The 26,059-nt window shown below is 67.4% G+C and carries 22 protein-coding genes; 13 read left to right on the top strand and 9 right to left on the bottom strand.

The genetic code is table 11. The features are described 5' to 3' along the window. Positions 1-51: 51 nt before the first annotated feature. Positions 52-1,020, top strand: coding sequence for a DNA polymerase III subunit delta (gene holA, locus CA982_RS16960; RefSeq protein ID WP_086536496.1), 969 nt, complete (start codon positions 52-54; stop codon positions 1,018-1,020). Between the two features lie 279 nt (positions 1,021-1,299). Here the strand turns inward: holA and rpsT are convergent, their stop codons facing one another. Continuing rightward, positions 1,300-1,560 carry a 30S ribosomal protein S20 gene (gene rpsT, locus CA982_RS16950; RefSeq protein ID WP_004023072.1) on the bottom strand — a complete coding sequence of 87 codons (261 nt, stop codon included), beginning with the start codon at positions 1,558-1,560 and terminating at the stop codon, positions 1,300-1,302. 239 nt (positions 1,561-1,799) lie between these two features. Here rpsT and CA982_RS16945 point away from each other — a divergent pair, with 239 nt between their 5' ends. From CA982_RS16945 to CA982_RS16930, 4 genes are all read left to right on the top strand, one after another. Beyond that, positions 1,800-2,951, top strand: coding sequence for a sulfotransferase family protein (locus CA982_RS16945; RefSeq protein ID WP_086536444.1), 1,152 nt, complete (start codon positions 1,800-1,802; stop codon positions 2,949-2,951). A gap of 92 nt (positions 2,952-3,043) precedes the next feature. Further along, positions 3,044-4,906, top strand: a complete 1,863-nt coding sequence (locus CA982_RS16940; RefSeq protein WP_086536443.1) for a circularly permuted type 2 ATP-grasp protein — start codon at positions 3,044-3,046, stop codon at positions 4,904-4,906. Then, the gene (locus CA982_RS16935; RefSeq protein WP_086536442.1) at positions 4,903-5,880 is read left to right on the top strand and encodes an alpha-E domain-containing protein; all 978 of its coding nucleotides are present in this window, start codon (positions 4,903-4,905) and stop codon (positions 5,878-5,880) included. Before CA982_RS16940 ends, CA982_RS16935 begins: the two co-directional genes overlap by 4 nt. Then, positions 5,877-6,725 carry a transglutaminase family protein gene (locus tag CA982_RS16930; RefSeq protein ID WP_086536441.1) on the top strand — a complete coding sequence of 283 codons (849 nt, stop codon included), beginning with the start codon at positions 5,877-5,879 and terminating at the stop codon, positions 6,723-6,725. Before CA982_RS16935 ends, CA982_RS16930 begins: the two co-directional genes overlap by 4 nt. 15 nt (positions 6,726-6,740) lie before the next feature. Here CA982_RS16930 and CA982_RS16925 read toward each other — a convergent pair whose 3' ends face one another. Both CA982_RS16925 and CA982_RS16920 read right to left on the bottom strand, forming a co-directional pair. Next, positions 6,741-7,166, bottom strand: a complete 426-nt coding sequence (locus CA982_RS16925) for a type II toxin-antitoxin system PemK/MazF family toxin (protein ID WP_086536440.1) — start codon at positions 7,164-7,166, stop codon at positions 6,741-6,743. Further along, a complete protein-coding gene (locus CA982_RS16920) occupies positions 7,163-7,852 on the bottom strand; it encodes an alpha/beta hydrolase family protein (protein ID WP_086536439.1) in 690 nt (229 codons plus the stop codon). Before CA982_RS16920 ends, CA982_RS16925 begins: the two co-directional genes overlap by 4 nt. Positions 7,853-8,014: 162 nt before the next feature. On the opposite strand from CA982_RS16920, the gene lepA reads away from it, so the two are divergent. The 7 genes from lepA (at position 8,015) to CA982_RS16885 (ending at position 17,407) form a co-directional block, all read left to right on the top strand. Next, on the top strand, positions 8,015-9,934 hold the full coding sequence (lepA, locus tag CA982_RS16915) for a translation elongation factor 4 (RefSeq protein WP_425269087.1): 1,920 nt from the start codon (positions 8,015-8,017) through the stop codon (positions 9,932-9,934). Between the two features lie 34 nt (positions 9,935-9,968). After that, a complete protein-coding gene (locus CA982_RS16910) occupies positions 9,969-12,026 on the top strand; it encodes a M3 family metallopeptidase (RefSeq protein ID WP_086536437.1) in 2,058 nt (685 codons plus the stop codon). A gap of 13 nt (positions 12,027-12,039) precedes the next feature. Continuing rightward, positions 12,040-12,948: a cation diffusion facilitator family transporter gene (locus tag CA982_RS16905; RefSeq protein WP_086536436.1), complete on the top strand. Its 909-nt coding sequence runs from the start codon at positions 12,040-12,042 to the stop codon at positions 12,946-12,948. A gap of 596 nt (positions 12,949-13,544) precedes the next feature. After that, positions 13,545-14,597 (top strand): sulfate ABC transporter substrate-binding protein, encoded by a 1,053-nt coding sequence (locus tag CA982_RS16900; RefSeq protein WP_208617980.1) that lies wholly within the window; start codon positions 13,545-13,547, stop codon positions 14,595-14,597. Beyond that, positions 14,594-15,475 carry a sulfate ABC transporter permease subunit CysT gene (gene cysT, locus CA982_RS16895; RefSeq protein ID WP_086536434.1) on the top strand — a complete coding sequence of 294 codons (882 nt, stop codon included), beginning with the start codon at positions 14,594-14,596 and terminating at the stop codon, positions 15,473-15,475. The genes CA982_RS16900 and cysT overlap by 4 nt, the downstream gene beginning before the upstream one ends. Then, positions 15,472-16,410, top strand: a complete 939-nt coding sequence (gene cysW, locus CA982_RS16890) for a sulfate ABC transporter permease subunit CysW (RefSeq protein WP_086536433.1) — start codon at positions 15,472-15,474, stop codon at positions 16,408-16,410. The genes cysT and cysW overlap by 4 nt, the downstream gene beginning before the upstream one ends. 1 nt (position 16,411) lies before the next feature. Further along, positions 16,412-17,407, top strand: a complete 996-nt coding sequence (locus CA982_RS16885) for a sulfate/molybdate ABC transporter ATP-binding protein (RefSeq protein WP_086536432.1) — start codon at positions 16,412-16,414, stop codon at positions 17,405-17,407. 21 nt (positions 17,408-17,428) lie between these two features. Here CA982_RS16885 and CA982_RS16880 read toward each other — a convergent pair whose 3' ends face one another. Next, positions 17,429-19,447 carry a glycoside hydrolase family 15 protein gene (locus CA982_RS16880; RefSeq protein ID WP_086536431.1) on the bottom strand — a complete coding sequence of 673 codons (2,019 nt, stop codon included), beginning with the start codon at positions 19,445-19,447 and terminating at the stop codon, positions 17,429-17,431. Positions 19,448-19,595: 148 nt separating this feature from the next. Here CA982_RS16880 and CA982_RS16875 point away from each other — a divergent pair, with 148 nt between their 5' ends. Beyond that, positions 19,596-19,796 (top strand): hypothetical protein, encoded by a 201-nt coding sequence (locus CA982_RS16875; RefSeq protein WP_004023035.1) that lies wholly within the window; start codon positions 19,596-19,598, stop codon positions 19,794-19,796. 539 nt (positions 19,797-20,335) lie between these two features. On the opposite strand, the gene CA982_RS16870 is transcribed toward CA982_RS16875, so the two are convergent. The 5 genes from CA982_RS16870 to CA982_RS16850 are packed head-to-tail and all read right to left on the bottom strand — an operon-like array spanning position 20,336 to position 25,857. Then, positions 20,336-21,073, bottom strand: a complete 738-nt coding sequence (locus tag CA982_RS16870; RefSeq protein WP_086536430.1) for a sirohydrochlorin chelatase — start codon at positions 21,071-21,073, stop codon at positions 20,336-20,338. After that, a complete protein-coding gene (locus CA982_RS16865; RefSeq protein ID WP_086536429.1) occupies positions 21,070-22,365 on the bottom strand; it encodes a sulfate adenylyltransferase subunit 1 in 1,296 nt (431 codons plus the stop codon). The genes CA982_RS16870 and CA982_RS16865 overlap by 4 nt, the downstream gene beginning before the upstream one ends. Then, positions 22,365-23,354, bottom strand: a complete 990-nt coding sequence (gene cysD, locus CA982_RS16860) for a sulfate adenylyltransferase subunit CysD (protein WP_208617977.1) — start codon at positions 23,352-23,354, stop codon at positions 22,365-22,367. Before cysD ends, CA982_RS16865 begins: the two co-directional genes overlap by 1 nt. Then, positions 23,336-24,085 (bottom strand): phosphoadenylyl-sulfate reductase, encoded by a 750-nt coding sequence (locus CA982_RS16855; protein ID WP_086536427.1) that lies wholly within the window; start codon positions 24,083-24,085, stop codon positions 23,336-23,338. Before CA982_RS16855 ends, cysD begins: the two co-directional genes overlap by 19 nt. Continuing rightward, positions 24,082-25,857 (bottom strand): nitrite/sulfite reductase, encoded by a 1,776-nt coding sequence (locus CA982_RS16850; protein WP_086536426.1) that lies wholly within the window; start codon positions 25,855-25,857, stop codon positions 24,082-24,084. The genes CA982_RS16855 and CA982_RS16850 overlap by 4 nt, the downstream gene beginning before the upstream one ends. Positions 25,858-26,059: the final 202 nt, after the last annotated feature.

Genomic DNA, 26,059 nt, shown 5'->3' with positions numbered 1-26,059 from the left:
CCGGGTAGCGGTCCGGCGATCGTGTCGGGTTCGTCTGGCACCATTGTCGCCGTGACCGATCGCCTGCACCTGTTGCTCGGAGACGACGACTTCCTCACCGGCCGGGTGATCTCGGCGGTGGCCGACGCGGCGTCGAAGGCTGCGGGGACCCCCGTGCCGGTGACGCGGGTGCGCGCCGGCGACGTGAGCGAACACGAGCTCGCCGAACTGCTCAGCCCGTCGCTGTTCGCCGAGGAGCGGATCGTCGTCGTCGAGGCGGCCGCCGAGGCGGGCAAGGAGCCGGCCGCGCTGATCGCCGCAACGGCGTCGTCACTGCCCGAGGGCATCACGCTGATGGTCGTGCACCACGGTGGTGGGCGGGCCAAGTCGATGGTCCCCGCGCTCAAAAAAGCCGGCGCCGTCGAGCACGAGACCACGGCCCCCAAATGGCCGTCGGAGCGGATGACGTTCGTGCGCAACGAATTCCGGTCGCTGGGTGTCAAGGTCGGTGCGGACGTCGTCGAGCAGGTCGTCGAAGGAGTCGGCTCGGAACTACGTGAGCTGGCCGCCGCGTGTGCGCAACTCGTCGCCGACACCGGCGGAAAGGTGGACCGCGACACCGTGCGGCTGTACTACCAGGGCCGCCCCGAGGTGACCGGTTTCGAGGTGGCCGACCGCGCGGTGACGGGCGACCGAGCGGGTGCGCTGGAGTCCCTGGCCTGGGCTCTGCACCACGGCGTGCCGAGGGTGCTGCTCGCGGACGCGCTCGCCGAGGCCGTGCACGCGATCGCGCGCATCCGGCCGATGGGGTCGATCAACCACTTCGACGCGGCTCGGGAGCTCGGCATGCCACCCAACCGGGTCAAGAACGTCCAGGCGAAGGCCAAGGCGTGGGATTCGGAATCGATCGCGCGGGCGGTCGGGGTGGTCGCCGCGCTCAATGCCGACGTGAAGGGCCAGGCAGCCGACCCCGACTACAGCCTCACCCATGCGGTTGCGACCGTCGCGGAACTCCGGCCCGACGGGCGCCGACGCAGCTGACTGTCGCGGCTGGATCGAAGTCGGCTCCGACAGCAGTCGGTGGGTGGCAGGGAGTGGCTTCGACTCGGCGCCTCGACCTCGGCGCGCTCCTACGTCGCTCGCTCGGCCCGGCGGCTGCGCTCGGTGCCGGCTCGACCAAGTGGGGCGGTTCCGGGTCGATCAGCGGAGTGGGACAGAGACGTCACTCACCCCGGCAACCGCGTGGATGCTGCCGGGGTGAGCGAAGGTATGAAGATGTGACGACGGCGAGCCGTCGAGCAGACCGGGGTCGGCGTCAGCTCAGAGCTTGTTGACCGCGAGGGCGATGGCCGACTTCTTGTTGGCGGCCTGGTTGGCGTGGATGACGCCCTTGCTGGCAGCCTTGTCGAGCTTGCGGCTGGCGGTCTGGCCGAGCTCGGCAGCCTTCGCCTTGTCGCCGGACTCGACAGCCTCACGGAAGCTGCGGATCGCGGTACGAAGGGCCGACTTCACCGACTGGTTGCGCTGGCGGTTCGCTTCGTTGGTGCGATTGCGCTTGATCTGAGACTTGATGTTTGCCACGCGTGTTACCTCTGTCGTTGCTGGTGGATATGTCTGTCTGTTCGGGTCGGGCGGTCGGCCGCGGGGGTCGAACTCGCACCTGGCGGCGTCGGCGCGCGGAGCATCTCCACGGCGTCACCGCAACAGCGCACCACATTACCAGCCGGGGTCAGCCCGCCAAAATCCGCGACGCGGATACTCCTCGACGTCGCGCCGGACAATAAGAATCATCGTGAACTTATGTCTACGGTGGACTCATCATGTCCGTCGTTTATGTGCACATCGGCCTTCCCAAGACCGGGACAACCCACCTCCAGGATCGCCTCTGGCGAAACCGCGACCTGGCGCTGCAGTCGTCCGGTCTCCTGTATCCGGGCAACGTGATCTCCGACCACTTCCACGCCGCGGTGCATCTGCAACCGGAGCGATACCTGGACTGGGTCGATCCCGCGTTCGCCGGCACCTGGCCGAAGCTGCTCGGTCAGATCCGGGCGTGGCCGCAGACCTCGCTGCTCTCGCACGAGCTGTACAGCACCGCGACCGTCGAGCAGATCGAGCGACTGATGGCCGATCTGTCCTTCGCCGACGAGGTGCACGTGATCGCGACCGTGCGGGACCTGGGTCGTCAGCTCCCATCGGTCTGGCAGGAGAACGTCAAGAACCAGCGCCGTGCCTCGTTCGACGAGTTCGTCGACTCGGTGGCGTTCGCATCCGAGGGTCGCCGCAACGGTGGACCCATCGCGGTCGACGTCCCGGCCGCGGACGAGGAGCCGTTCTGGGAGTTCCAGGACTACATCGGCATCCTCGACCGCTGGTCGCGGTTCGTCGGCCCCGGACGCGTGCACGTCGTCACCGTGCCGCCGCGCGGGGCCGCGCGGGGTGACACCCTGTGGGATCGGTTCCTGCAGGTGATGGACATCGATCCCACCCCGCTGCGCATTCCCGTCCCCAGCTTGAACAGTTCCCTGTCCGCACCGCAGGCCGAGTTCCTGCGCGGCCTCAACCGCCGCCTGCAGCCCGAGACCATCGAGTGGCGCCGGTACGAGCGGATCATCAAGGGTCAGCTGATCGGGGAGATCCTGTTCGAAGCGCCCTCCGGTCCGCCGCAGGGGCTCTCGGACAAGAGTCGGGAATGGGCGGCGGGGGAGTCCCGGCGGATGGTCGCGGCGGTCCGTGCGGCCGGTTACGACGTCGCCGGCGACCTCGACGATCTCGTCGTGTCGGCCGAGCACGATGCCGGCGACGTACCGTCGCCGTCGGACGGCGAGGTGCTCGACGTCGCGCTCGACACCATCGCGGCGATGGTGCTCGCGGCGCCGCTGCCCAAGGTGGGTCCGCGCGCGCGGACGCGGGCGGCGAACGTCCTCCGGAGGGTCAAACGGCGGGTGATCGCCGCGCGCCGATCATCGTGATCGACGGCCTCGGGACGTCGGTCCGGCTTCGTCGGTGACACGGCCGGTCGACGTCCTGCCGATTTCGACATTCTGTAGCACCATGGCAGTTTATGACCCCCGCATCGACAAGTGCGCCAGCCAAGAAGGCGGCGCGTAAGTCCGCAGCCGCGAAAGCGGCGTCGTCCACCTCGTCCGGGCGGACGGCCTCCGGTCGATCCGGCTCGACCAAGGGTTCCGGTTCCGGCGGCCGGTCGTCGAAGGGTGCGGCGGGCGACAACGCGTCCGGGGACAATTTCACCGGCAACTTCGGCGGGTACGCAAAAGGCCCGTACGGCAAGGCTTATGACGAGATGTTCGACGCCGCCGGCGAGGTGCGCACGCCGTACCGCGGCATCTACAAGGCGATGGCCGACGAGGATCAGTCCGACCTCGTCGAGGCCCGGGTGGAAGCACTCGGGCGCGCCTACCTCGACCAGGGGGTGACGTTCTCGCTCTCCGGTAAGGAACGTCCGTTCCCGTTGGACGTTGTGCCACGCGTGATCTCGGCGGCGGAGTGGAACAAGCTGGAGGCCGGGATCACCCAGCGCGTGCAGGCCCTCGAACTGTTTCTCGACGACATCTATGGCGAGCAGGAGATCCTGCGCGACGGGGTACTGCCCAAGCGGTTGGTCCACTCCTGCGAGCATTTTCATCGGCAGGCCGCAAACATCCGCCCGCCCAACGGTGTTCGCATCCACGTCGCGGGCATCGACCTGATCCGCGACGAGAACGGTGACTTCCGCGTCCTCGAGGACAACCTGCGGTCGCCGTCGGGTGTGTCCTACGTGCTCGAGAACCGGCGGGCCATGGCGCGGGTGTTCCCGGATCTGTTCTCCAAGCACAAGGTACGTGCGGTCGCGGACTATCCGAGTCATCTGCTCCGCGCGCTGCGTGCGTCGGCGGCGTTCAACGAGGCCGACCCGAACATCGTCGTGCTCACCCCCGGCGTGGCGAACTCCGCCTACTTCGAACACTCGCTGCTGGCGCGGCTGATGGGCGTCGAGCTGGTGGAGGGTCGAGATCTGTTCTGCCGCGACAACGTCGTGTACATGCGCACCACCGAAGGCGAGCAGCGGGTCGACGTCATCTACCGGCGCATCGACGACGACTTCCTCGATCCCATGCAGTTCCGCCCGGATTCGATGCTCGGTGTGGCCGGTCTGCTCAATGCGGCCCGCGCGGGCAACGTGGTGATCTCCAGTGCCGTCGGCAACGGCGTCGGCGACGACAAGCTGATCTACACCTACGTCCCGGAGATCATCCAGTACTACCTCGGCGAGAAGCCGAGTCTGCAGAATGTCGACACGCTCCGCTGCTGGCTGCCCGACGAGTGCGAAGAGGTGCTCGACCGCATCGACGAACTCGTCGTCAAACCCGTTGAGGGATCGGGTGGATACGGCATCGTCTTCGGGCCCGATGCGACCGGCGCCGAACTGGACGCGCTGGCGCGCAAGGTCCGCAACGATCCACGCGGGTGGATCGCGCAGCCGGTCGTGCAGCTGTCGACGGTGCCGACCAAGATCGGTGACGACATCCGCCCGCGCCACGTCGATCTGCGCCCGTTCGCGGTCAACGACGGTGAGTCCGTGTGGGTCCTGCCCGGCGGCCTCACCCGGGTCGCGCTCCCGGAGGGATCGCTCGTCGTGAACTCGAGTCAGGGCGGCGGTTCCAAGGACACCTGGGTGCTGGCCTCGCGCACCTCGGAGGGGGACCGCGAGCTGTCGGGCGCGAAAGTCGTCACGACGAGCGGCGTCGCCGCCGCCCGCCCCGCCGAGAGCGCACCCGATCCGGTGCACACGCAGACCCAGCAGCAACAGCAGGGTTCCATGACGCAGCAACTGGGTGGCATGACGCAGCAACTGGATTCGATGTCCCGATCCTCGGTGACGCGGTCCGCCACGATGTCGCAGCGACAGGGCGGTGATGTCCGATGATGCTGGCGCGCAACGCCGAGTCGCTGTACTGGATCGGCAGGTATGTCGAGCGAGCCGATGACATGGCGCGAATCCTCGACGTCGCGATCCATCAGATCCTCGAGGACACCACGGTCGACGTCGACCGGCAGGCCCGACTGATCATCCAGGTGCTCGGTCTCACCGCACCGGAGGACGACGACGAACTCGACGTGTGGTCGCTGACCGAACGCGTCGCCTATGACGCCGACGCGGTCGGGTCGATCGTCGATCTGATCCGTGCGGCGCGCGAGAACGCCCGCGGCGCACGCGAAGTCACCTCGAGCGAGTTGTGGGAGTGCCTGAACACCACCTACAACGGTCTCGACGCCGCCGAGCGCCGGTCGCGTCGCCTGGGACCCCACGAGTTCCTGTCCTACGTGAAGAACCGGGCGGCGATGTTCGCCGGCCTGGCCGACGCCACCCTGAGCCACGACGACGGCTACCGGTATCTGCTGCTGGGCCGGTCGGTGGAGCGGGTCGACATGACGATCCGGATGTTGTTGTCCCGGGCCGGGGACCGGACGTCATCGCCGGCGTGGGTCAATGTGCTGGTGTCCGCCGGCGGGCACGACACCTTCCTGCGCACCTACCGCGGCGTGCTGGACGCGGAGAACATCGTCGAGTTCATGCTCCTCGACCGGTTGTTCCCGCGGTCGATCTTCCACGCCCTCAGCGTCGCCGAGCACAATCTCGGTCAGCTCGAGAAAGGTCCCAGCCGGGTCGGCGCGCAGGCCGAGGCGCAGTTGCTGCTCGGTCGCGCGCGCAGTTCGCTCGAATTCCTCGAACCCGGCAAGCTGCTGGACGATCTCCAGGACCGGCTCGTCGACCTGCAGGACACCTGCCGCGCGGTCAACGAAGCCGTCACGAAACAGTATTTCCATGTGTCGCCCTATGTCTCGTGGGCCGACGCCCGGGTGAGCGACGGGCACGTCATCGAGGAGAGTGAGCTGTGAGCTGGCGTCTGCGTGTCGTCCATTCCACGGGCTTCGCCTACCACAGTCCCGTCACCTCGTCGTACAACGAGGCCCGGCTCACGCCGCGCAGTGACACCCGGCAGAACGTGATCGTGAACCGGGTCGAGACGGTCCCCGCGACGAGGTCCTACCGCTACACCGACTACTGGGGCTCGGCGGTCACCGCGTTCGATCTGCATGCGCCGCACCATGAACTCGAGGTCTCGGGGCTGTCGGTCGTCGAGACCGAGGTCGGGCACCGGCCCGACGAGGAGGACCAGGTGTCGTGGGACGAGATCAACGGCGAGGCGATCAAGGACCGCTACGACGAGATGCTGTCCTACACGGAGTTCGTCGCCCGTAACAGGCAGCTGCTCTCGACCGCGAAGAAGGTCACCAAGGGGCTGACGCCCCAGGAGGCCGTCGAGGCCGTGTGCCGCTTCATCTACAGCGAGATGGAATACGTCCCGGGGACGACGGGTGTGCACACCACGGCTGTCGACGCGTGGACCGATCGCAAGGGCGTGTGTCAGGACTACGCGCATCTGACCCTGCTGATGCTCCGCGGTCTCGGGATCCCGGCACGCTACGTGTCCGGCTACCTCCATCCCGAGCCCGACGCCGAGATCGACAAGACGGTGCAGGGCCAGAGCCACGCCTGGATCGAGGCGTGGACGGGGGGATGGTGGGGATACGACCCGACCAACGACACCCCGATCACCGAACAACATGTGTCGGTGGGTGTGGGGCGTGACTACGCCGATGTGTCACCGCTGAAGGGCATCTACACCGGCGGGGGCGCCACCGATCTCGACGTCATCGTCGAGATCACCAGGCTCGCCTGAGGTTTCGGCGGCCGGTCACTGCCAGCCGTAGTGCTCGCGCAGTTCGTGCGCGACCACATCGAACGTCGGACGACCGAGGATCGCGCCCTCCCGGCGGATGCCATCGTCGTCGACGACGAGCACGCGGTCGAGGCGGACGAAGCTCGGTCGTCCCTGGGAGTCCCACGCACCCGATCCCACGGGAAGCCAGTTGCCGTCGGACTGATGATCTTTGCTCGACAGCATGAGACCGAGCACGGAGTCGGCCTGGTCGGCGCGGGCGTCGCGGCCGACGACCAGCACCGGCCGGTCCTTCCCCTGGTTCGGATCGTCTTCGTAGGCGACCCAGGTCCACACGATCTCGCCCGGGTCGGCATCGCCGTCGAGGTCGGGGGAGTAGCTGATGGTACGAGCGAGGTCGGTGGTCGGCCTCACATCGGGCCGGGCGTCGCGGCTGGTCACTCGGGCTTCTCCTCGGTCTCCGGGAACAGGGGCATCAGGAAGTCGCGCACCGCGTCGGCGGTGAGGGATGCGGTCGGCTTCCTCGTCGGATTGAGATCGTGTCCGACCTTCTCCAGTTCGACGATGTGCGTCGGCGCGTCGATGAGGCCGACGGCCCGGCTCATCTCGTCGGTGGTGCCGAACGGGTCGGTGCTGCCGTGGACCACGAGCGTGGGGACCGTGATCGACGGCAGGTGCTCGGTCCGCAGCCGGTCGGGTTTGCCGGGCGGATGCAGCGGATAGGACGTCAGCAGCAGGGCGTCGGCCAGGGTCGGGCCGTCTTCGGCGACGGCCATCGAAGCCTGCCGGCCACCGTAGGAGTGTCCGCCGACGAACAGCGGCCCGTCGGACTCGCCGCGGAACGCCGAACAGGCGGCGCGGATCCCGTCCCGGTCGGCGGGGGAGGTGGACGGGCTGGGCGGTCCCTTGGGCCGGCGTCGCCGGTACGGCAGATCGATGCGGGCGACGACGAACCCGCGGTCGCACAGCTCGTCGGCCAGGGCGCGCAGGATCACGGCGTCGCGGTTGCCGCCCGCGCCGTGCGCGAGGACGAACGTGGCGCGCGCCCGGGTGCCCGGACGGTGGACCTCGGCGGCGACGTCGTCGGACTCGATGGTGGTGACGGTGGACGCGGACACGGCTGCCACCGTAGCGCCTGAGAGGCGTTCACGGACCTCCCCGATCCCTGAGGAGGCCCGGAGCTTGCGGAGGGCCGGCCCCTCCGATCCCTGAGGAGGTCCGGAGCTTGCGGAGGGCCGTCTCGAAGGGGAGACGTGGCCGGGCGCGGCGCGGCGGCCGGTCATGAGAAACTGGAGCTCAACCTCTGTCCACACCCGTTCTCTACCGCAGTTCTCGTTCGAGGAGTAGTTCCCATTCCCAACTTCGCCGACACCACCTTCACCGATCCGGCACGCATCCGGAACTTCTGCATCATCGCGCACATCGATCACGGCAAGTCGACGCTCGCGGACCGGATGCTGCAGCTCACCGGCGTCGTCGAAGAGCGGCAGATGCGGGCGCAGTATCTCGACCGGATGGACATCGAGCGGGAGCGCGGCATCACCATCAAGGCGCAGAACGTGCGTCTGCCCTGGACGGTGAAGTCGGAGTCCGGCGACGAGGACTACGTCCTGCACCTCATCGACACCCCCGGGCACGTCGACTTCACCTACGAGGTCTCTCGCGCGCTCGAGGCGTGTGAAGGCGCGGTGCTCCTCGTCGACGCCGCGCAGGGCATCGAGGCGCAGACCCTCGCCAACCTGTATCTGGCGATGGAGAACGACCTCACCATCATCCCGGTGCTGAACAAGATCGATCTGCCCGCGGCCGACCCCGAGCGCTACGCCGCCGAGCTCGCCCACATCGTGGGATGCGAGCCCGAGGACGTGTTGCGCGTGTCGGGCAAGACCGGTGTCGGCGTGACCGAATTGCTCGACGAGGTCATCCGCTCGGTGCCCGCCCCGGTGGGCGACCCCAACGCCCCGGCGCGCGCGATGATCTTCGACTCGGTCTACGACACCTACCGCGGCGTGGTCACCTACGTCCGTGTCGTCGACGGCAAGGTCGTGCCCCGGGAGAAGATCCTGATGATGTCGACCGGCACCACGCACGAGTTGCTCGAGGTGGGCATCGTGTCGCCGGAGCCGAAGCCGACCAAGGGGCTGGGTGTCGGCGAGGTCGGTTACCTGATCACGGGTGTGAAGGACGTGCGGCAGTCGAAGGTCGGCGACACCGTCACCACCGCCCGGCACGGCGCCGAGCAGGCGCTCACCGGCTACCGGGAGCCGCAGCCGATGGTCTACTCGGGGCTGTATCCGCTCGACGGCTCCGACTACCCGGTGTTGCGTGAGGCGCTCGAGAAGCTGCAACTCAACGACGCCGCCCTGACCTTCGAGCCGGAGACCTCGGTCGCCCTCGGCTTCGGGTTCCGCTGCGGCTTCCTCGGCCTGCTGCACATGGAGATCACCCGCGAGCGACTCGAGCGCGAGTTCAACCTCGACCTGATCTCGACCGCCCCCAACGTCGTCTACCGCGTGGAGATGGAGGACGGTTCCGAGCACGTGGTCACCAACCCGTCGGACTGGCCGGAGGGGAAAACCCGCCACATCTACGAGCCCATCGTGAAGACGACGGTCATCGCGCCGAGCGAGTTCATCGGCGCCATCATGGAGCTGTGTCAGTCCCGCCGCGGCGAGCTCGGCGGCATGGACTATCTGTCGGAGACGCGGGTGGAACTGCGGTACACGCTGCCGATGGCCGAGATCATCTTCGACTTCTTCGATGCCCTGAAGTCCCGCACGCGTGGCTACGCCAGCCTCGACTACGAGGAAGCGGGTGAACAGGAGGCCGACCTGGTCAAGGTCGACATCCTCCTGCAGGGCGAGGCCGTCGACGCCTTCAGCGCGATCGTCCACAAGGATGCCGCCTACGCCTACGGCAACCGGATGGCGATCAAGCTCAAGGAGCTGATCCCGCGCCAGCAGTTCGAGGTCCCGGTGCAGGCCGCCGTCGGCTCCAAGATCATCGCGCGCGAGAACATCCGCGCCATCCGCAAGGACGTGCTCGCGAAGTGTTACGGCGGCGACATCAGCCGTAAACGCAAGCTGCTCGAGAAGCAGAAAGAGGGTAAGAAGCGGATGAAGACCATCGGCCGCGTCGACGTCCCGCAGGAGGCGTTCGTGGCCGCGCTCTCCACCGACGCGGTGGGTGACAAGCCGAAGGGGAAGTGATGGGCGGCGGACAGACCGGGAGCGGGTGCGGACGATGACCGCAGGGCAGGATGCAACAGGCGTGAATCCGGTACTGGCACAGAGCAGTCTGCCCTACGACCTCCCCGACTTCGCGGCGATCTCCGACGCCGACTTCCTGCCGGCGTTCACCGCCGCCATGGCGTCCCAGGTGGCCGAGGTGGAGGCGATCGCGGCCGATCCCGCGGCTCCGACGTTCGTCAACACGATCGAGGCGCTCGAGCTGTCGGGTCGCGATCTGGCCCGCGCGTCGGGAATCTTCTTCAACCTCGTGGGCCCGGACACGAACCCCACGCGCAACGAGATCTCCCAGGAACTCTCGACGCTCCTCACCGACCACGCGAACACGATCGCGATGAATCCGGTTCTCTTCGGGCGTATCTCCGATCTCCACGGCCGCGCCGACGAGCTCGGCCTGTCCGAGCCGCAGCGCCGCCTCCTCGACAAGCGGTATCGGGAATCGGTCCGCGCCGGTGCCGGACTCGCCGCGGATGAGCAGCAGGAGATGCGCGAGATCGCCTCCCGGTTGGCCTATCTCACCACGACGTTCTCCCAGAAGATCCTCGACGACACCAACGACTCGGCGGTTCTCGTCGGCGAGGCAACCGAGCTCGACGGCCTGTCGGCCGGGCAGATCGCGGCCGCGCGCCGTGCCGCGGTCGAGGCGGGACACGAGAGCGGGCACCTCATCACCCTCGAGTTGCCGACGAGTCAGTCGGTGCTGACCGAGCTGACGAACGCCGATGTGCGACAGCGGGTCTTCGAGGCGTCGGTGAACCGATGCGCGCGGGGCAACGAGCACGACACCCGCGACCTGGTCCTGGAAATCGTCCGGTTGCGGGCACGGCGCGCCGAACTGCTCGGCTACCGCGACCATGCCGAGTTCGTCATCGCCGAACAGACCGCGCCCGATCCCGGAGCCGTCGACGACTTGCTCCGGGAACTCAACGCGTCGGCCATGCGTGCCGGCGGCCGCGAACTCACCCGCCTCACCGAATTCGCCGGCGACGTGCCGATCGGTCCCGCCGATCTGACGTACTGGCTCGACCGCGAGAAGCGGATGCATGCGTCGGTGCCGCTCGACGGGTTCGCCGACTACTGCGAACTCGACACGGTGCTGACCCGGGGCGTGTTCCACGCCGCGAACAAGCTGTACGGACTGCGCTTCGTCGAGTTGACGGATCTGCCGCTGTATCACCCGGACGTACGCGCGTGGGAGGTGCGCGACGACACGGGAATCGGCATCGGGCTGTTCCTCGGCGACTTCTACGCCCGGCCGTCGAAACGCGGTGGCGCGTGGATGAACAACATCGTCGATCAGTCGTCGGTGCTGCAGACCCACCCGATCATCGTGAATGTGCTGAACCTGACCGAGCCCGATGCCGGGCAGCCGTGTCTGCTCACGATGGATCAGCTCACCACCCTCTTCCACGAGTTCGGCCACGCGCTGCACGGGTTGCTGTCGGCGGTCGAGTACCCGTCGCAGTCGGGAACGTCGGTGCCGCGGGACTTCGTCGAGTTCCCGTCACAGGTGAACGAGATGTGGGCCCTGCACCCCGAGGTGCTGGCGAACTATGCCCGCCATCACCAGACCGGTGAGCCGATTCCGGCCGAACTGGCCGAGGCGGCACGGGAATCGGCGGGAACCGAGTCGGCGCACGGCACCATCGAGTACCTCGCCGCGTCGTCCCTGGACCTCGCCTGGCATCGGCTGTCCGTGTCGGAGGCCGCGGCGATCTCCGATGTGGAGACCTTCGAGTCGCAGGCGCTCAGTGACGCGGGACTCCACACGGAACTGATCCCACCGCGCTACCGGAGTTCGTACTTCAACCACATCTTCGGCGGCGGCTACTCCGCCGGGTACTACAGCTACATCTGGTCGGAGGTGCTCGACGCCGAGACCGAGCAGTGGTTCCTCGCCGAGGGCGGGCTGCAGCGCGAGAACGGCCGGCGCTTCGCCGACGCCACCCTCTCCCGCGGCGACAGCGTCGATCCGCTCGCCGCGCACGAGGGTCTGATCGGCCGCCGGCCGCGAATAGACCCGCTGCTGCGGCGCCGGGGGCTCGCGGCCTGAGCGGGGTGTGGCCATGACGACGCGCACCTCACGCCGCGACCTGTCGGCGTTCGCGGTACTGAGCATCGTGACCGCGATCGTCGTGATCGGCCTCAAGCTGATCGCATGGCGGATCACCGGTTCGGTCGGTCTGCTCTCCGACGCGCTCGAGTCGCTGGTCAATCTCGTTGCGGCGGTGGGCGCTTTCGTGGCGCTGCGGGTGGCGGCGAAGCCGCCGGACCGCGGCCACAACTTCGGGCACACCAAGGCCGAATACTTCTCGGCGGTGTTCGAGGGAGTGATGATCGTCGTCGCGGCGGTGGCCATCATCGTCACGGCCGTCGACCGGCTGGTCAATCCGCGAGAGCTCGAGGAAGTCGGTGTCGGACTGGCGATCTCGATCGGTGCGACCGTCGTCAACGCGGTCGTCGGCTGGGTGCTCATCCGAGCCGGCCGCCGCCACCGGTCAGTGACGCTCGAAGCCGACGGCAAGCACCTCATGACCGACGTGTGGACGACGATCGGGGTGGTCGTCGGCGTCTTCCTCGTGGCCGCGACGGGCTGGCTGCCGCTCGACCCACTGATCGCCATCGCGGTGGCGATCAACATCCTCGTCGTGGGCGGGCGACTGGTGTGGCGATCCGGTGCGGGGCTGATGGACTCGGCACTGCCCGACGACGAGCGCGCCGCCATCGACGGGGTCTTGGACCGCCACCGTGGCGACGGCATCGACTTCCACGACATCCGCACTCGCGAGGCGGGTCACGAACGGTTCGTGCAGCTGCACATGCTCGTTCCCGGTGACTGGTCGGTGCAGCGCGCACACGACCTGGCCGAGCAGATCGAGGACGAACTCCGCGCCGTCGTCGAGGATCTCACCGTGACGGTGCACGTCGAACCGATCAACGACCCGCGCGCATACGAGGACTGGCGGCTGGAGTAGCTGCTGGACACCGCCCGGGTGGGAAGGGCCACCGCATCATCTGGGCGGACCCGCCTCGTCCGCGAATTCAGATTGATGTGACTTGAACTCCGGCCGCGCAGCTGTGACAACGTCAACGGTCACCGTCACCCGCTCGCGTGTATGGATGACGCCGTCCGGTCCGCCCGACTCATGGCGTGGGTTCCGATGTGCCGGTGACCGCGCCGCTGTCACATCAGGCCTCGGCTCGGTCGCATCCGGCGCGTAAAAAGCGCTGGTCAGTGGTGTAGAGATGACGGCCGATGCTACTGATCACCGACCGCGCCGTCCTCGATCGGAAGGAGGGGTTCCGCTCGAACGGCACCCCTGGGTTGCTCGTCTTCGCCACTTTCTCCGGTTCTGGACAAGCTGACGATGCGCTAACACACTCGACGTGTATCAGTCCACGACGGATTGCCGCACGGCCTCGGGAGGCCCGTGGGTTGCTAGCTTATTCCGGTCCCCTCCGGTCGTAGTCGTGTCCTGACCGGTCCAGAAGAGTCTTGGAGGAAGCAGTGAGCGCTGGCCCTGCCGCGAGGCGCAGCACCCCCGTACTGGTGTGTCTGTTGGCACTGGCGATGGTGCTCGTCGCGGGCTGTGGTGGCGGATCGACCGACGAACCCGGGGGAGCAGACATCTCCAGTGGTTCGCGACACCTCGATCTGGTCGCCTATGCCGTTCCCAAGATCGGTTTCGATGAGGTCATCCCGGCATTCCGTACCACCGAGGCGGGCGAGGACATCGGCTTCTCGGCGTCGTACGGAGCATCCGGTGACCAATCCCGGAAGGTGGCCCGTCGAGTACCCGCCGACGTGGTGAATTTCTCCGTGGAACCCGACATCACTCGGCTGGTGAAGGCCGGCCTGGTCGACAAGGACTGGAAAGCGCAGGCGCCGTACAAGAGCACCCCCTTCGGTTCGGTCGTCGCTCTGGTGGTCCGCAAGGGCAACCCGAAGGACATCCATGACTGGGCCGACCTCCTCAAGCCCGGTGTCCAGGTCGTCACTCCCAATCCGGGCAGCTCCGGATCGGCGAAGTGGAACCTGCTGGCGCCGTTCGCCGCCGCGAGTGATGGTGGAGTCAACCCGGAAGCCGGCCTGGACTACGTGGCCGAGCTGGTGCGTGACCACATCAAGGTGGTTCCGAAGTCGGGTCGCGAGGCCACCACGGCATTCGAGCAGGGCCAGGGCGATGTGCTGATCAGCTACGAGAACGAGGCGATCATGCTGGACCGGGCCAACGCCACGGCCGCAGCCAACAGCCAGGTCGAATACGTCATCCCACCGCAGACGTTCAAGATCGAGAACCCGGTCGCAGTGGTCAACACCTCCGACGACCTGGCGGGCGCAAAGTCCTTCGTGGACTTCTTGTTCACCCCGGAAGCGCAGCGAATCTGGGCACAGCAGGGGTTCCGGCCGGTCGACCCCGAGGTCATCGCCGAGACCCAGAACCTGTTCCCCGGCGACATCGAGAAGTTGTGGACGATCGACGAGGTCGGCAAGGTGCTCGGCAAGGGTACGGCCGAGGACAATGACGGCAAGGATCTGACCGGCTGGAAGGCCGTGGACGAAGCCCTGTTCGGAAAGAAGGGCGCCATCACCGAGATCTACGACGCAGGGGGAAGACAGTGACCGCGGTCGATCCACCGGCGACGCGAACCGCCTCGCAGGTTCCCGACGCCCAACCGCCAGGCGGATTCCTGGGGCGCTCACGGACCTTCACCGGCGTCAGCCCGATGTCCATCGGCATCACCTGGCTCTGGCTCAGCATCATCGTCCTGCTGCCGCTGGCCGCGATCACGGTGCATTCCTTCGACGACGGCTGGAGCGGGTTCTGGGATGCGGTGTCAGCGCCGGCCGCCGTGGACACGTTGTGGATCACGGTTCTCGTGTCCGTGATCGCGGCACTGATCAACGTCGTGTTCGGCACCCTGATCGCGTGGGTGCTGGTACGAGACGACTTCCCCGGCAAGGGGTTCGTCAACGCCATCATCGACCTTCCGTTCGCCTTGCCGACGATTGTCGCGAGTCTGGTGTTGCTGTCGCTGTACGGACCGAACAGTCCCATCGACATCCAACTCAACGCCACCAAGCCGGCGCTGGTGATCGCACTGACCTTCGTGACGCTGCCGTTCGTGGTGCGACAGGTCCAACCGGTCCTGATCGAACTCGACGCCGACGTCGAGGAAGCTGCGGCGGTGCTCGGCGCCAACAACCTCACGATCTTCCGCAAGATAGTCCTGCCCGCCCTGCTCCCGGCCATCCTGACCGGCGCCGGCCTCGCGTTCACCCGCGCCATCGGAGAGTTCGGCTCGGTGGTGCTCATCGGCGGCAACATCCCCGGGGACACCCAGGTGGCGTCGCAGTACATCCAGCAGCAGATCGAGATCGACGCGCCGGTGAACGCAGCCGCGATCTCGGTTGTCCTGCTGGTGATCGCCTTCGTGACCCTGCTCGTCCTGCGTATCGCCGGCCGAGGGCAGGCCCAGCGGGAGGATGCAGACCGATGAAGGTGTCGCCACTGACCAAGTACGGGCTGCGCACTGTCGCCCTCGTCTACCTGTTCGTCCTGCTGCTGGTCCCGGTCGGCACCATCTTCTATCGTTCCTTCGAGCACGGCATCGTCCAGTTCTGGGAATGGATCACCACTCCGGCGGCCATCTCGGCGCTGCAACTCAGCCTGTTGATCGTCGCCATCGTCGTGCCGCTCAACGTGATCTTCGGCGTGCTCACCGCACTCGCCCTGGCCCGTGGTCGATTCCCCGGCAAGGGGGCACTCCAAGCAGTTGTGGACCTGCCGTTCGCGGTGTCGCCGGTGGTCGCCGGTGTCGCCTTGATCCTGCTGTGGGGGTACGGCGGCTGGTTCGGCGGCATCGAGAGCCTCGGCTTCCGAATCATCTTCGGCTTCCCCGGACTGGTCCTGGCGACGCTGTTCGTCACCCTCCCGTTCGTCGCTCGCGAGGTCGAACCGGTCCTGCGCGAGATCGGAACCGAGCAGGAGGAAGCCGCTGCGACACTGGGTGCCAGCGCGTGGCAGGTCTTCTGGCGGGTCACGCTCCCGGCGATTCGCTGGGGGCTCACGTACGGCATCGTCCTGACAGTTGCTCGAGCGCTCGGCGAATACGGCGCGGTGATCATGGTGTCGTCGAACTATCCCGGTGTTTCCCAGACCCTCACGCTGCTGGTCAACTCCCGCTACACCGACGACTACAACGAATTCGGTGCTTACGCGGCGGCAACCCTGCTGATGTTCGTCGCCATTCTGGTGCTGGTGGCAATGTCCCTGATCGAACGGCGCGCCAAGTCCCGTCTCGCCGATGCGAGTGAATCCGGCCCGGGAAGCGTCGAGCTCACCGAGGTCGACCTCACTCCACCGCACGGGCCCGCACCCGTCGATGCCAAGCAACTCGTCCACGAGTACGCGCAGAACAAGGAAGGCGTGTGACATGTCCATCCAGGTAATCGGTGCGAACAAGCGCTACGGCGACTTCGCTGCACTCGACAACGTCTCCATCGACATCCCCGATGGCCAGCTGACCTCGCTGCTGGGTCCCTCGGGCTCGGGTAAGTCGACCCTCCTGCGGGCAATCGCCGGGCTGGACACACTGGACTCGGGCACCGTGGTGATCGATGACAACGACGTGTCCCGACAGTCGCCGCAAAAGCGCGACATCGGTTTCGTCTTCCAGCACTATGCCGCGTTCAAGCACCTCACCGTGCGCGACAACATCGCCTTCGGTCTCAAGATCCGAAAGCGGCCCAAGAAGGAAATCGACGCCAAGGTCGACCAGCTGCTCGACGTGGTCGGACTGTCCGTCTTCCAGAAGCGGTTCCCCGCGCAGCTGTCCGGTGGCCAGCGGCAGCGTATGGCGTTGGCTCGAGCACTCGCCGTCGACCCCAAGGTCTTGCTGTTGGACGAGCCGTTCGGTGCCCTGGACGCGAAGGTGCGCGACGAGTTGCGTCGCTGGCTTCGGCGACTGCACGAGGAAGTCCACGTCACCACGGTTCTGGTCACGCACGACCAGCAGGAGGCGCTCGACGTGAGCGACCGGATCGCCATTCTCAACAAGGGACGCATCGAGCAGGTCGGCACGCCCGATACGCTCTATGATCACCCGGTCAACGAGTTCGTGGCCTCGTTCCTCGGATCGACGGTTCGTCTGAACGGCGAACTCGTTCGGCCCCACGACATCCGGATCGGACGAACCCCGGAGATGGCGTCGCCGGCCCCCGACGCGTCGCTCGACGTCGGCGTGCTCAAAGCGACCGTCCAGCGTGTGGTCAATCTCGGTTTCGAAACCCGTGTGGAACTCATCGCGACGGCGTCCGGTGAGGAGTTCGCGGCCCAGATCACCCGCGGGGACCAGAATGCGCTCGGCCTGCAGGCCGGTGAGACCGTCTACGCGCGGGCGACCAAGGTTCCTGCGCTGAACGAGGTCTAGGTCCGGGCGCGCTGATCGCGCTCAGTGGTTCGCCGGCTGGAAGGTGGCCTGATGGGCGGCCTCCTCGGCCCGGATCACGTGCATCACCGCGTTGATCAGTGCGAGGTGGGTGAACGCCTGGGGGAAGTTGCCGAGGTGCTGTCCGGTCTTGGCGTCGATCTCCTCCGCGTACAACTTCAGCGGGCTCGAGTAGGAGAGCAGGCGCTCGCACAGGGTCTTCGCCCGTGGGAGTTCACCGATCTCGACCAGAGCCGACACCAGCCAGAACGAACAGATCGTGAATGTGCCCTCCTCCCCGCTGAGGCCGTCGTCGGTCTCTTCGACCCGGTAGCGCAGCACCAGTTCGTTCTCGGTGAGCTCGTCGGCGATCGCGAGAACCGTTGCGCGCACCCGGTGGTCGTCCGGCGGCAGGAACCGCAGCAGCGGGACGAGCAGCAACGAGGCGTCGAGCGCGTCGTCGCCGTAGCGCTGGGTGAACACCCCGCGCTCGTTGACCCCGTGGGCGAGGACGTCGGCCCTGATCTCCTCCGCGATGGCCGCCCACTTACTTGCATGGGCCTGCTCGCCGTGCATGGTCGCCAGACGCGAGCCGCGGTCGAGCGCGACCCAGCACATCACCTTCGACGACGTGAAGTGCTGCGGCTCCCCACGGACCTCCCAGATCCCGCGATCGGGTTCCCTCCAGTGCTTGATGGCCTCCTCGACCTGGGCCTTCAACACCGGCCACAGGGTCTCCGGCACCGCCTCGTGTGACTTGATGTTGAGGTACACCGAGTCGAGCATCGTGCCCCAGATATCGTGCTGCGCCTGGTTATACGCGCCGTTGCCGATGCGGACCGGCCGAGCGCCGTCGTACCCGGAGAGATGCGTCAGCTCTTCCTCTTCGAGCGTGCGCTCGCCACCGACGCCGTACATCACCTGTAGCGGATGGCGTTCCCCGTTGGTGATGCCCGAGACATCGGCGATGAACGAGAAGAAGTCGTCGGCCTCCCGGTCGAGGCCGAGCGTGTACAGGCCCCACAGAGCGAAGGTCGAGTCGCGCACCCACGCATAGCGGTAGTCCCAGTTCCGTTCGCCCTGAGGCGTTTCCGGCAGCGACGTGGTCGCGGCGGCGAGCAGCGCGCCGGTCGGGGAGTAGGTGAGTCCCTTCAGTGTGAGGGCCGAACGCTGCAGATGGGAGCGCCACGGGTGATCAGGGAAGCTGCCGATGTTGATCCACTGACGCCAGGACTCGCTCGTCGCCCACATCTTCTGGGCGGCTTCCTCGAAGTTCTGTGGTGCCGGCTGCCGTGACCAGCTGAGTGCGACGAAGCGGTTGTCGCCTTCGACGAGCCGGGTGCGTGCCCGCGCTTCGCGACCCTCCAGACCCAGACGGAGGTCCGTGGTGAGTTTCAGGGTGGGCGTGTCGGCGTCGATGTCCTTGGCGTTCGCGATCGCTTCGCCGTAGGCCGGGCCCGAGTACTCCCATTTCGTCGTCCCGCGGTGGTAGTCGAAGGCGGGTTCACAACTCATGTGTAGTTCGACGGTGCCGGACACGCAGCGCACGGTGCGCAGCAGGATGTGCTCGGCGTCCCAATCGGTCGGCGTCCGGCGGTGCGTCTTCGAACGGCGTTCGTTGTCGTGCCACGGACCCATCACCAAGGCGTCGCGGATGATGATCCAGCCGGTGTCGGTCTGCCAGGTGGTCTCGACCATCAGGCTGCCCGGCAGATAGCGCCGATCCACCGGGACGTTCACCCCGTAGGGCGCGAGGCGGAAGTGACCTGCGCTGCGGTCGAGGATGGCACCGAAGACGCTCGGCGAATCGGGACGGGGCACACACATCCACTCCACCGAGCCGTTGCGGGCGATGAGACAGTTCGTCTCGGTGTCGGAGAGGAACGCGTAGTCGCCGATGGGCGGGAACGCGCTCATGTGCGTCGGCGTCGGAGCCGGAGTCGGAGTCGGCGTCGGGGTCGGAGAGGCGTCGGCCGCAGTGCCGGATGCCCGCGGCGACGCGGTCGGCAGGGACGTTACGGTGGAGTCATCTGCGACAGACATGGGTTCTATCATTGCGACGGGCGTTCGCCGACGCCACTCGGCTCACGGCAGCCGGGCGGTGGCAGTGATCACGGACCCTGGAATCGCAGGCCCGCGGACAGGCGCACTGCTGTTCGCGCCATGTGTACTCGAAGGACGGGGTGATGAGGTGTCGGCGTTCTTCGCCTGGTGGGACAGCGTGGAGGAGTGGCTCACGGGCCTGTCCTTCGTGCCCCAGCTGCTCGTGACGGTCGCCGTCGTCATCCCGGTGGCGATCCTCATCGCCTATGTGCTCAGCCTGCTGGTCGACGCCGCTGCCACCCTGGTCGACCGCCGCCGCTTCGCCGACGACGACGGGACCGGATTGTGAAGAAGATACTGCGTTCGCCGGTGACCTTCGCCCTGCTGGCGTTGCTGATCCTCGTCGTGATCGCCTGGCTCATCACGGGCTGAGTGTCACAGGCTGGTCGTCACCGGTTGATCGGCGTGTTCGGCGACCCTTCGTGACGGCCCTCCGCAGGCTCCGGGCCTCCTCAGGGAGCGGGGTCGGTACTCTCGCTCCTCGCGCCTGCAGTGACCGCGGCTGGCGGCGGTCGTGGACTACGAAGAACCGCTGCAGCTCACGGCGCGCCGAATTCGATGCTCCCTGAGGAGCGAGCTTACGAGCGTCACACCCTCGATCCCTGAGGAGCGAGCTTGCGAGCGTCACACCCTCGATCCCTGAGGAGCGAGCTTGCGAGCGTCACGAAGGGTCTCCGCAACCTCGGTCGCCAGACTCTTCGTGACGCGCCGTCCGCAAGCTCCGGGCGCGCCTCAGGGAGCAGAGCGGACCAGTGAGTCTCAGGGGCGTTGTTCTATCGGATCGGGGAGCAGACGAACGTTCCCGTATGTCCTCCGCGAGCGGACGGTTCAGTGTCCGGCGGTCACCGCGCGCCGGTCGAGGGCCGCGCGGTAGAGCGAGCCGATCGCCTCGACGACGTCCGGGTGAGTGCCGAGGGGGCCTGCGACGAGCGAGTCGTCGACCAGGGTGTCGAGTGCCGACTCGACCCGCTCGGTGAGCAGCCCGGCCGACAGGAAGTACGGACTGAGGGCGATCCGGTCGGCGCCGCCGGCGCGCAACCGGCGCACAGCCGTGGCCACCGCGCGCTGTCCCGGGCCCAGCTTGGTCGCGAAGACCACTTCCACCGGCCGGTGCAGTCGTGTCGAGAGTTCGATCGCGCGCAGGCGCACCGATCGATCGGCAGCCGGGTCGGAGGAGCCGACGGCGGACAAGACGACACCGTCACGCGGTCCCAGACCGGCCTCCACCAGACGATCGGCCAGGGCGCCTGTCAGCGACCGGGTGCCCATGACGTCGGTCTGTCGGGCCGTCGGACAGCGTGACGCGATGATCGACGGCAGGTCGATCTTGTGGTGGTATCCCGCCGACAGCAGCATCGGTACGACCACCGGACCGACGTGGTGCGCAACCGATCCGTCGAACTCTGCGAGAACATCGCCGACCAGTGGCTCGTCGAGGTCGAGGTAGGACAGCACCACGTCGACCCCGGGCAGGGTCGAGGCGACGGCGTCGCGCACACGGCGCGCGGTCGCGCCGAAGCGCGGATCGCGACTGCCGTGCGCTGCGAGGACGAGAGTCGGTGTCACACCAGCTCTTTGAGATGCAGCGGCGCCAATGCGTCGCCGACGAGCCCCGCGGCCAGCGTGTTGCCGCCCTGCGGGTCGATGAGCAGGAAGCTGCCCGACTCCCGGTTGACCTGGTAGTCGTCGGCCGGGATCGGCTCGGCGGTCTGCACCGAGATCCGCACGATCTGGTTGAGTTCCACCGATTCCGGGGCTTCCACCAGGGCGAGGTTCTGCTCGTCGAACAGCGCATCGAGCGCGCCGACGATCGCCTGGGTGGTCTTGGTGCCGTGCTTGAGGAGCAGGCGCGCGCCCGGACGCAACGGCTTCTCGGCGAGCCAGCACACGGTTGCGGTGAACTGCTGCAGCGGTTCCGGGGCATCGGCGGCGGCAGCGATCACGTCACCGCGAGAGATGTCGACGTCGTCCGCCAGCAGGATCGTGACACTGCGTCCGGTGTGCGCGGTGGGCAATTCGCCGTCGGCGGTGTCGATCTGGCTGACGGTGGTCCGCTGCCCCGACGGCAGGACGACCACCTCGTCGCCGACGGAGACCCGGCCGGCGGCGATCTGGCCCGCGTAACCGCGGTAGTCGGGGTGCTCCGGCGTGCGCGGGCGGATGACGTATTGCACCGGGAAGCGCAGGCCGACCTCGCTGCGCTCCAGGAGATTGGGCACGGTCTCGAGATGTTCGATGAGTGTCGGACCGTCGTAGAAGGCGGTGGTCTCCGAGCGGTTCGCGACGTTGTCACCGTGCAGCGCCGAGACCGGGATCGCGGTGACCTGCTCGTCCGACCAGCCCAGCGACCGGGTGAGTTCGGCGAACTCGGCGGAGATCTCGGCGAACACCGACGCCTGATCGGAGACGAGGTCGATCTTGTTGACCGCGAGCACCAGCTGCGGCACCCCGAGAAGGGCCATCACCGCGGCGTGGCGGCGCGTCTGGGCGACGACGCCGGTGCGTGCGTCGACGAGCAGGATCACCAGCTGCGCCGTGGAGGCCCCGGACACGGTGTTGCGGGTGTACTGCACATGGCCGGGGGTGTCGGCGAGCACGAACGAGCGTGCGGGCGTGGCGAAGTAGCGATAGGCGACATCGATGGTGATGCCCTGTTCGCGCTCGGCGCGCAATCCGTCGACGAGCAGCGACAGGTCCGGGGTGTCGAGACCGCGGTCCACCGACGCCTTCGTGACCGCGTCGATCTGGTCGGCCAGAACGGATTTCGTGTCGTACAGCAGCCGGCCGACGAGCGTCGACTTACCGTCGTCGACGCTGCCCGCGGTCGCGATGCGGAGGAGATCAGGAGCGTGCTTCATCAGAAATATCCTTCGCGCTTACGGTCTTCCATGGCGGCCTCGGAGACCCGGTCGTCGCCACGGGTGGCGCCGCGCTCGGTCAGCCGCGACGCGGCGACCTCGGCGAGCACGGCCTCGTTGTCGGCTGCGTCGGAGAGCACCGCGCCGGTCGACGAGCCGTCGCCGACAGTGCGGTAGCGCACCGACAGGCGCTGCACCTGCTCACCGTCGCGCGGACCGCCCCAGACTCCCGAGGTCATCCACATGCCGTCACGCTGGTAGACCTCGCGCTCGTGGGCGTAGTAGATCGACGGGAGGAGTACCTGTTCCCGGGCGATGTAACGCCAGATGTCGAGCTCGGTCCAGTTCGACAGCGGGAACACCCGCACGTGCTCACCCGGTGCGTGGCGGCCGTTGTAGAGGTTCCACAGCTCGGGGCGCTGACGCTTCGGGTCCCACTGGCCGAAAGCGTTGCGCAGCGAGAAGATCCGCTCCTTGGCACGCGACCGCTCCTCGTCGCGGCGACCGCCGCCGAACACCGCGTCGAAACGGTTCTCGGTGATCGCGTCGAGCAGGGGGATGGTCTGCAGGGGGTTGCGCACACCGTCGGGACGTTCGGTGAGCCGGCCGTCGGCGAGGTAGTCCTCGACCTTGGCGACGTGCAGCCGCAGATTGTGCCGTTCGACGACCTGGTCACGGAATTCGAGGACCTCGGGCAGGTTGTGTCCGGTGTCGACGTGCAGCAACGAGAAGGGCAGTGGCGCAGGCCAGAACGCCTTCAGCGCGACGTGTAGGAGCACGGTCGAGTCCTTGCCGCCGGAGAACAGGATCACCGGACGTTCGAACTCGCCCGCGACCTCCCGGAAGATGTGGATCGCCTCGGACTCCAGGGCGTCGAGCGTGGTGAACTCGTCGGCCTCGGCGGCGGCGCCGCTCGTCTGGGCAGCGGTGACGCCGGGCGTCGCTGGAACGGACGGTGTTTCGGTCACGGTCATGCGTGCAGCCCACATTCTGTCTTGGCGCGACCGGCCCAGCGGCCGCTGCGCGGATCGGATCCGGGTTCGGGTTTGGCGGTGCACGGTGCGCACCCGATGGAGGGGTAGCCCTCGTCGACGAGCGGATTCACCAACACGCCGTTGGTGTCGATGTAGTCCTGCATCGTCTCGTCGGACCAGGCCGCGATCGGATTGATCTTGACCAGCCCGAAGCCCTCGTCGAAGGTGATGAGCGGGGCGTTGGCCCTTGTCGGTGCCTCCACGCGACGGATGCCCGTGATCCACGCGTCGTACCCGGCGAGTCCGGCCTTGAGCGGCACCACCTTCCGCAGTCGGCAGCATTCGCCCGGGTCGCGCGCGAAGAGGTTGCGTCCCAACAGCTCGTCCTGCTCGGCGACGCTGTGCTCGGGAGTCAGGTTCACCATCTCGACGCCGTACACCTGCTCGACGGCGTCACGGGTGCCGATGGTCTCGGCGAAGTGATACCCGGTGTCCAGGAACAGCACCTTGACCGGGTCGCCGTCGAGGAGATCGCGGTCGATGTGCTTCACGGCGAGATCGACGAGAGCAGCGTCCTGCATGTTCGACGCGACGACGAAGTTGGTGCCGAAGGTCTGGGCGGTCCAGCGGATCAGTTCTTCCGGAGTGGCGTCGGAACCGAGGTCCGCAGCGCCCTTCTCCGCGATGTCACGCAGCTGGTCCTCGCTGAAGCGCCGGCCGGTGCGGGTGGTCGTCTCGATGGTCATCGGAGTGCCTCCTCGTCGGCACGAACGGCCCACTGCGCGAACCGCTCGCCCTCCTCGCGCTGGTCGACGAAGTTGCGGACCACGCGCTCGATGTAATCGCCCAATTCGGTGCCCAGCACCTTGTGCTGGCGCAGCTTGCGACCGAAACCCGAGTCCAGGCCGAGGCTGCCGCCGAGGTGGACCTGGAAGCCGTCGGTCTGGTTGCCGTCGGCGTCCTCGACGAGCTGTCCCTTGAAGCCGATGTCGGCGATCTGGGACCGTCCGCACGAGTTGGGGCAGCCGTTGATGTTCACCGTGATCGGCACGTCGAGCTCGGAGTTGATGTCCGCGAGCCGCTCGTCGAGTTCCGGGGCGAGGACCTGCGAACGCTTGCGGGTCTCGGTGAACGAGAGCTTGCAGAACTCGATTCCGCTGCACGCCAGGAGGTTGCGACGCCACCGCGTCGGCCGGCCGTGCAGGCCGAGCGGCTTGAGCTCGTCGATCAGCCAGTCGACCTTGTCGTCGGGGACGTCGAGGACGATGAGCTTCTGGTACGGGGTGAACCGGACGCGGTCCGATCCGGCCGCGGCGACGGCCTCGGCGGCCTTGGTCAGGACGGTGCCCGAGACGCGTCCGGCGATGGGGGAGAAGCCGATCGCGTTGAGTCCGTTGCGCAGCTTCTGCACACCGATGTGGTCGATCGGGCGTTCGGGCTGCTCCGGGGCCGGGCCGTCGATCAGCTTGCGGCCCAGGTACTCGTCTTCGAGTACCTGGCGGAACTTCTCGATGCCCCAGTCCTTGATGAGGAACTTCAGCCGGGCCTTGGCGCGCAGCCGTCGGTACCCGTAGTCGCGGAAGATCGAGACCACGGCCTCCCACACGTCGGGCACCTCGTCGAGCGGGACCCAGGCGCCCACGCGCTGGGCGAGCATCGGGTTGGTGGACAGTCCGCCGCCGACCCAGAGGTCGAGGCCCGGGCCGTGTTCGGGATGGACCACGCCGACGAAGGCGACGTCGTTGATCTCGTGCACCACGTCCTGCTGGCCCGAGATCGCGGTCTTGAACTTCCGCGGCAGGTTCGAGTACTTCGGGTCACCGATGTAACGCCGGACGATCTCGTCGATGGCCGGCGTGGGGTCGAGGACCTCGTCCAGGGACTCGCCGGCGAGCGGCGAGCCCAGCACGACGCGGGGGCAGTCGCCGCACGCCTCGGTGGTCTTGAGCCCGACACCTTCGAGGCGCTCCCAGATCGTCGGGACGTCCTCGATCCGAATCCAGTGGTACTGGACGTTCTCACGGTCGGAGAGGTCGGCGGTGTCGCGGGCGAACTCGGTGGAGATCTCACCGAGGGTGCGCAGCTGCTCGACGTTGAGCGCGCCGCCGTCGCAGCGCACGCGCATCATGAAGTGGCTGTCTTCGAGGATGTCGATGTTCTCGTCGCCGGTCCAGGTGCCGTCGTAACCCTCGGCGCGCTGGGTGTACAGACCCCACCAGCGCATCCGGCCGCGCAGGTCCTGCTTGTCGATCGAGTCGAAGCCCTGCTTGGAGTAGATGTTCTCGATGCGCGCACGCACGTTGAGCGGGTTGTCGTCCTTCTTGACCTGCTCGTTCGGGTTCAGCGGCTCGCGATAACCGAGTTTCCACTGCCCCTCGGCGCGGCGCTTGGTCGGACGGGCCTTGCGAGCCGGACGCGCGGGCTTGCCGGCGGCCGGTGCTGCGGTGGCCTGCTCGGCGGCAGCGTCGTTCGGTGCACCCGGGCCGGTGGCGGCGGGGGCGTCGGTGGTGGACGTCATGAAATCTCCTGTGCCGGCGCACAGGGCCGGCGTTCGTTGCACGATTTACGGGCTGAAACGTGCCGGCATCCCTGGCAGAACAGGGACAAATCGGGGCCGAGACGTCGCTAGATGCGACAGAAAGCGCTGTTGACGCGCTTGAGATCAATGTGGCGTCGAGCGGCGAGCCACACCCCGGGGAAAATCACGCGGTCCATAGTGC

Origin of the sequence: Gordonia lacunae, from assembly GCF_002149015.1 — a bacterium.
In the GTDB taxonomy this organism is placed as follows: domain Bacteria; phylum Actinomycetota; class Actinomycetes; order Mycobacteriales; family Mycobacteriaceae; genus Gordonia; species Gordonia lacunae.
This window is presented reverse-complemented; position numbering and strand designations above follow the sequence as displayed.

Excerpts from the sequence above, each read along its gene's own strand:
- CA982_RS16885 (WP_086536432.1), top strand. The coding sequence starts at position 16,412 with ATGTCCATCCAGGTAATCGGTGCGAACAAGCGCTACGGCGACTTCGCT.
- CA982_RS16940 (WP_086536443.1), top strand. The coding sequence starts at position 3,044 with ATGACCCCCGCATCGACAAGTGCGCCAGCCAAGAAGGCGGCGCGTAAG.
- CA982_RS16865 (WP_086536429.1), bottom strand. The coding sequence starts at position 22,365 with ATGAAGCACGCTCCTGATCTCCTCCGCATCGCGACCGCGGGCAGCGTC.
- CA982_RS16935 (WP_086536442.1), top strand. The coding sequence starts at position 4,903 with ATGATGCTGGCGCGCAACGCCGAGTCGCTGTACTGGATCGGCAGGTAT.
- cysD (WP_208617977.1), bottom strand. The coding sequence starts at position 23,354 with ATGTGGGCTGCACGCATGACCGTGACCGAAACACCGTCCGTTCCAGCG.
- CA982_RS16850 (WP_086536426.1), bottom strand. The coding sequence starts at position 25,857 with ATGACGTCCACCACCGACGCCCCCGCCGCCACCGGCCCGGGTGCACCG.
- CA982_RS16880 (WP_086536431.1), bottom strand. The coding sequence starts at position 19,447 with ATGTCTGTCGCAGATGACTCCACCGTAACGTCCCTGCCGACCGCGTCG.
- CA982_RS16905 (WP_086536436.1), top strand. The coding sequence starts at position 12,040 with ATGACGACGCGCACCTCACGCCGCGACCTGTCGGCGTTCGCGGTACTG.
- cysW (WP_086536433.1), top strand. The coding sequence starts at position 15,472 with ATGAAGGTGTCGCCACTGACCAAGTACGGGCTGCGCACTGTCGCCCTC.
- CA982_RS16910 (WP_086536437.1), top strand. The coding sequence starts at position 9,969 with ATGACCGCAGGGCAGGATGCAACAGGCGTGAATCCGGTACTGGCACAG.
- CA982_RS16945 (WP_086536444.1), top strand. The coding sequence starts at position 1,800 with ATGTCCGTCGTTTATGTGCACATCGGCCTTCCCAAGACCGGGACAACC.
- CA982_RS16855 (WP_086536427.1), bottom strand. The coding sequence starts at position 24,085 with ATGACCATCGAGACGACCACCCGCACCGGCCGGCGCTTCAGCGAGGAC.
- CA982_RS16900 (WP_208617980.1), top strand. The coding sequence starts at position 13,545 with ATGGTGCTCGTCGCGGGCTGTGGTGGCGGATCGACCGACGAACCCGGG.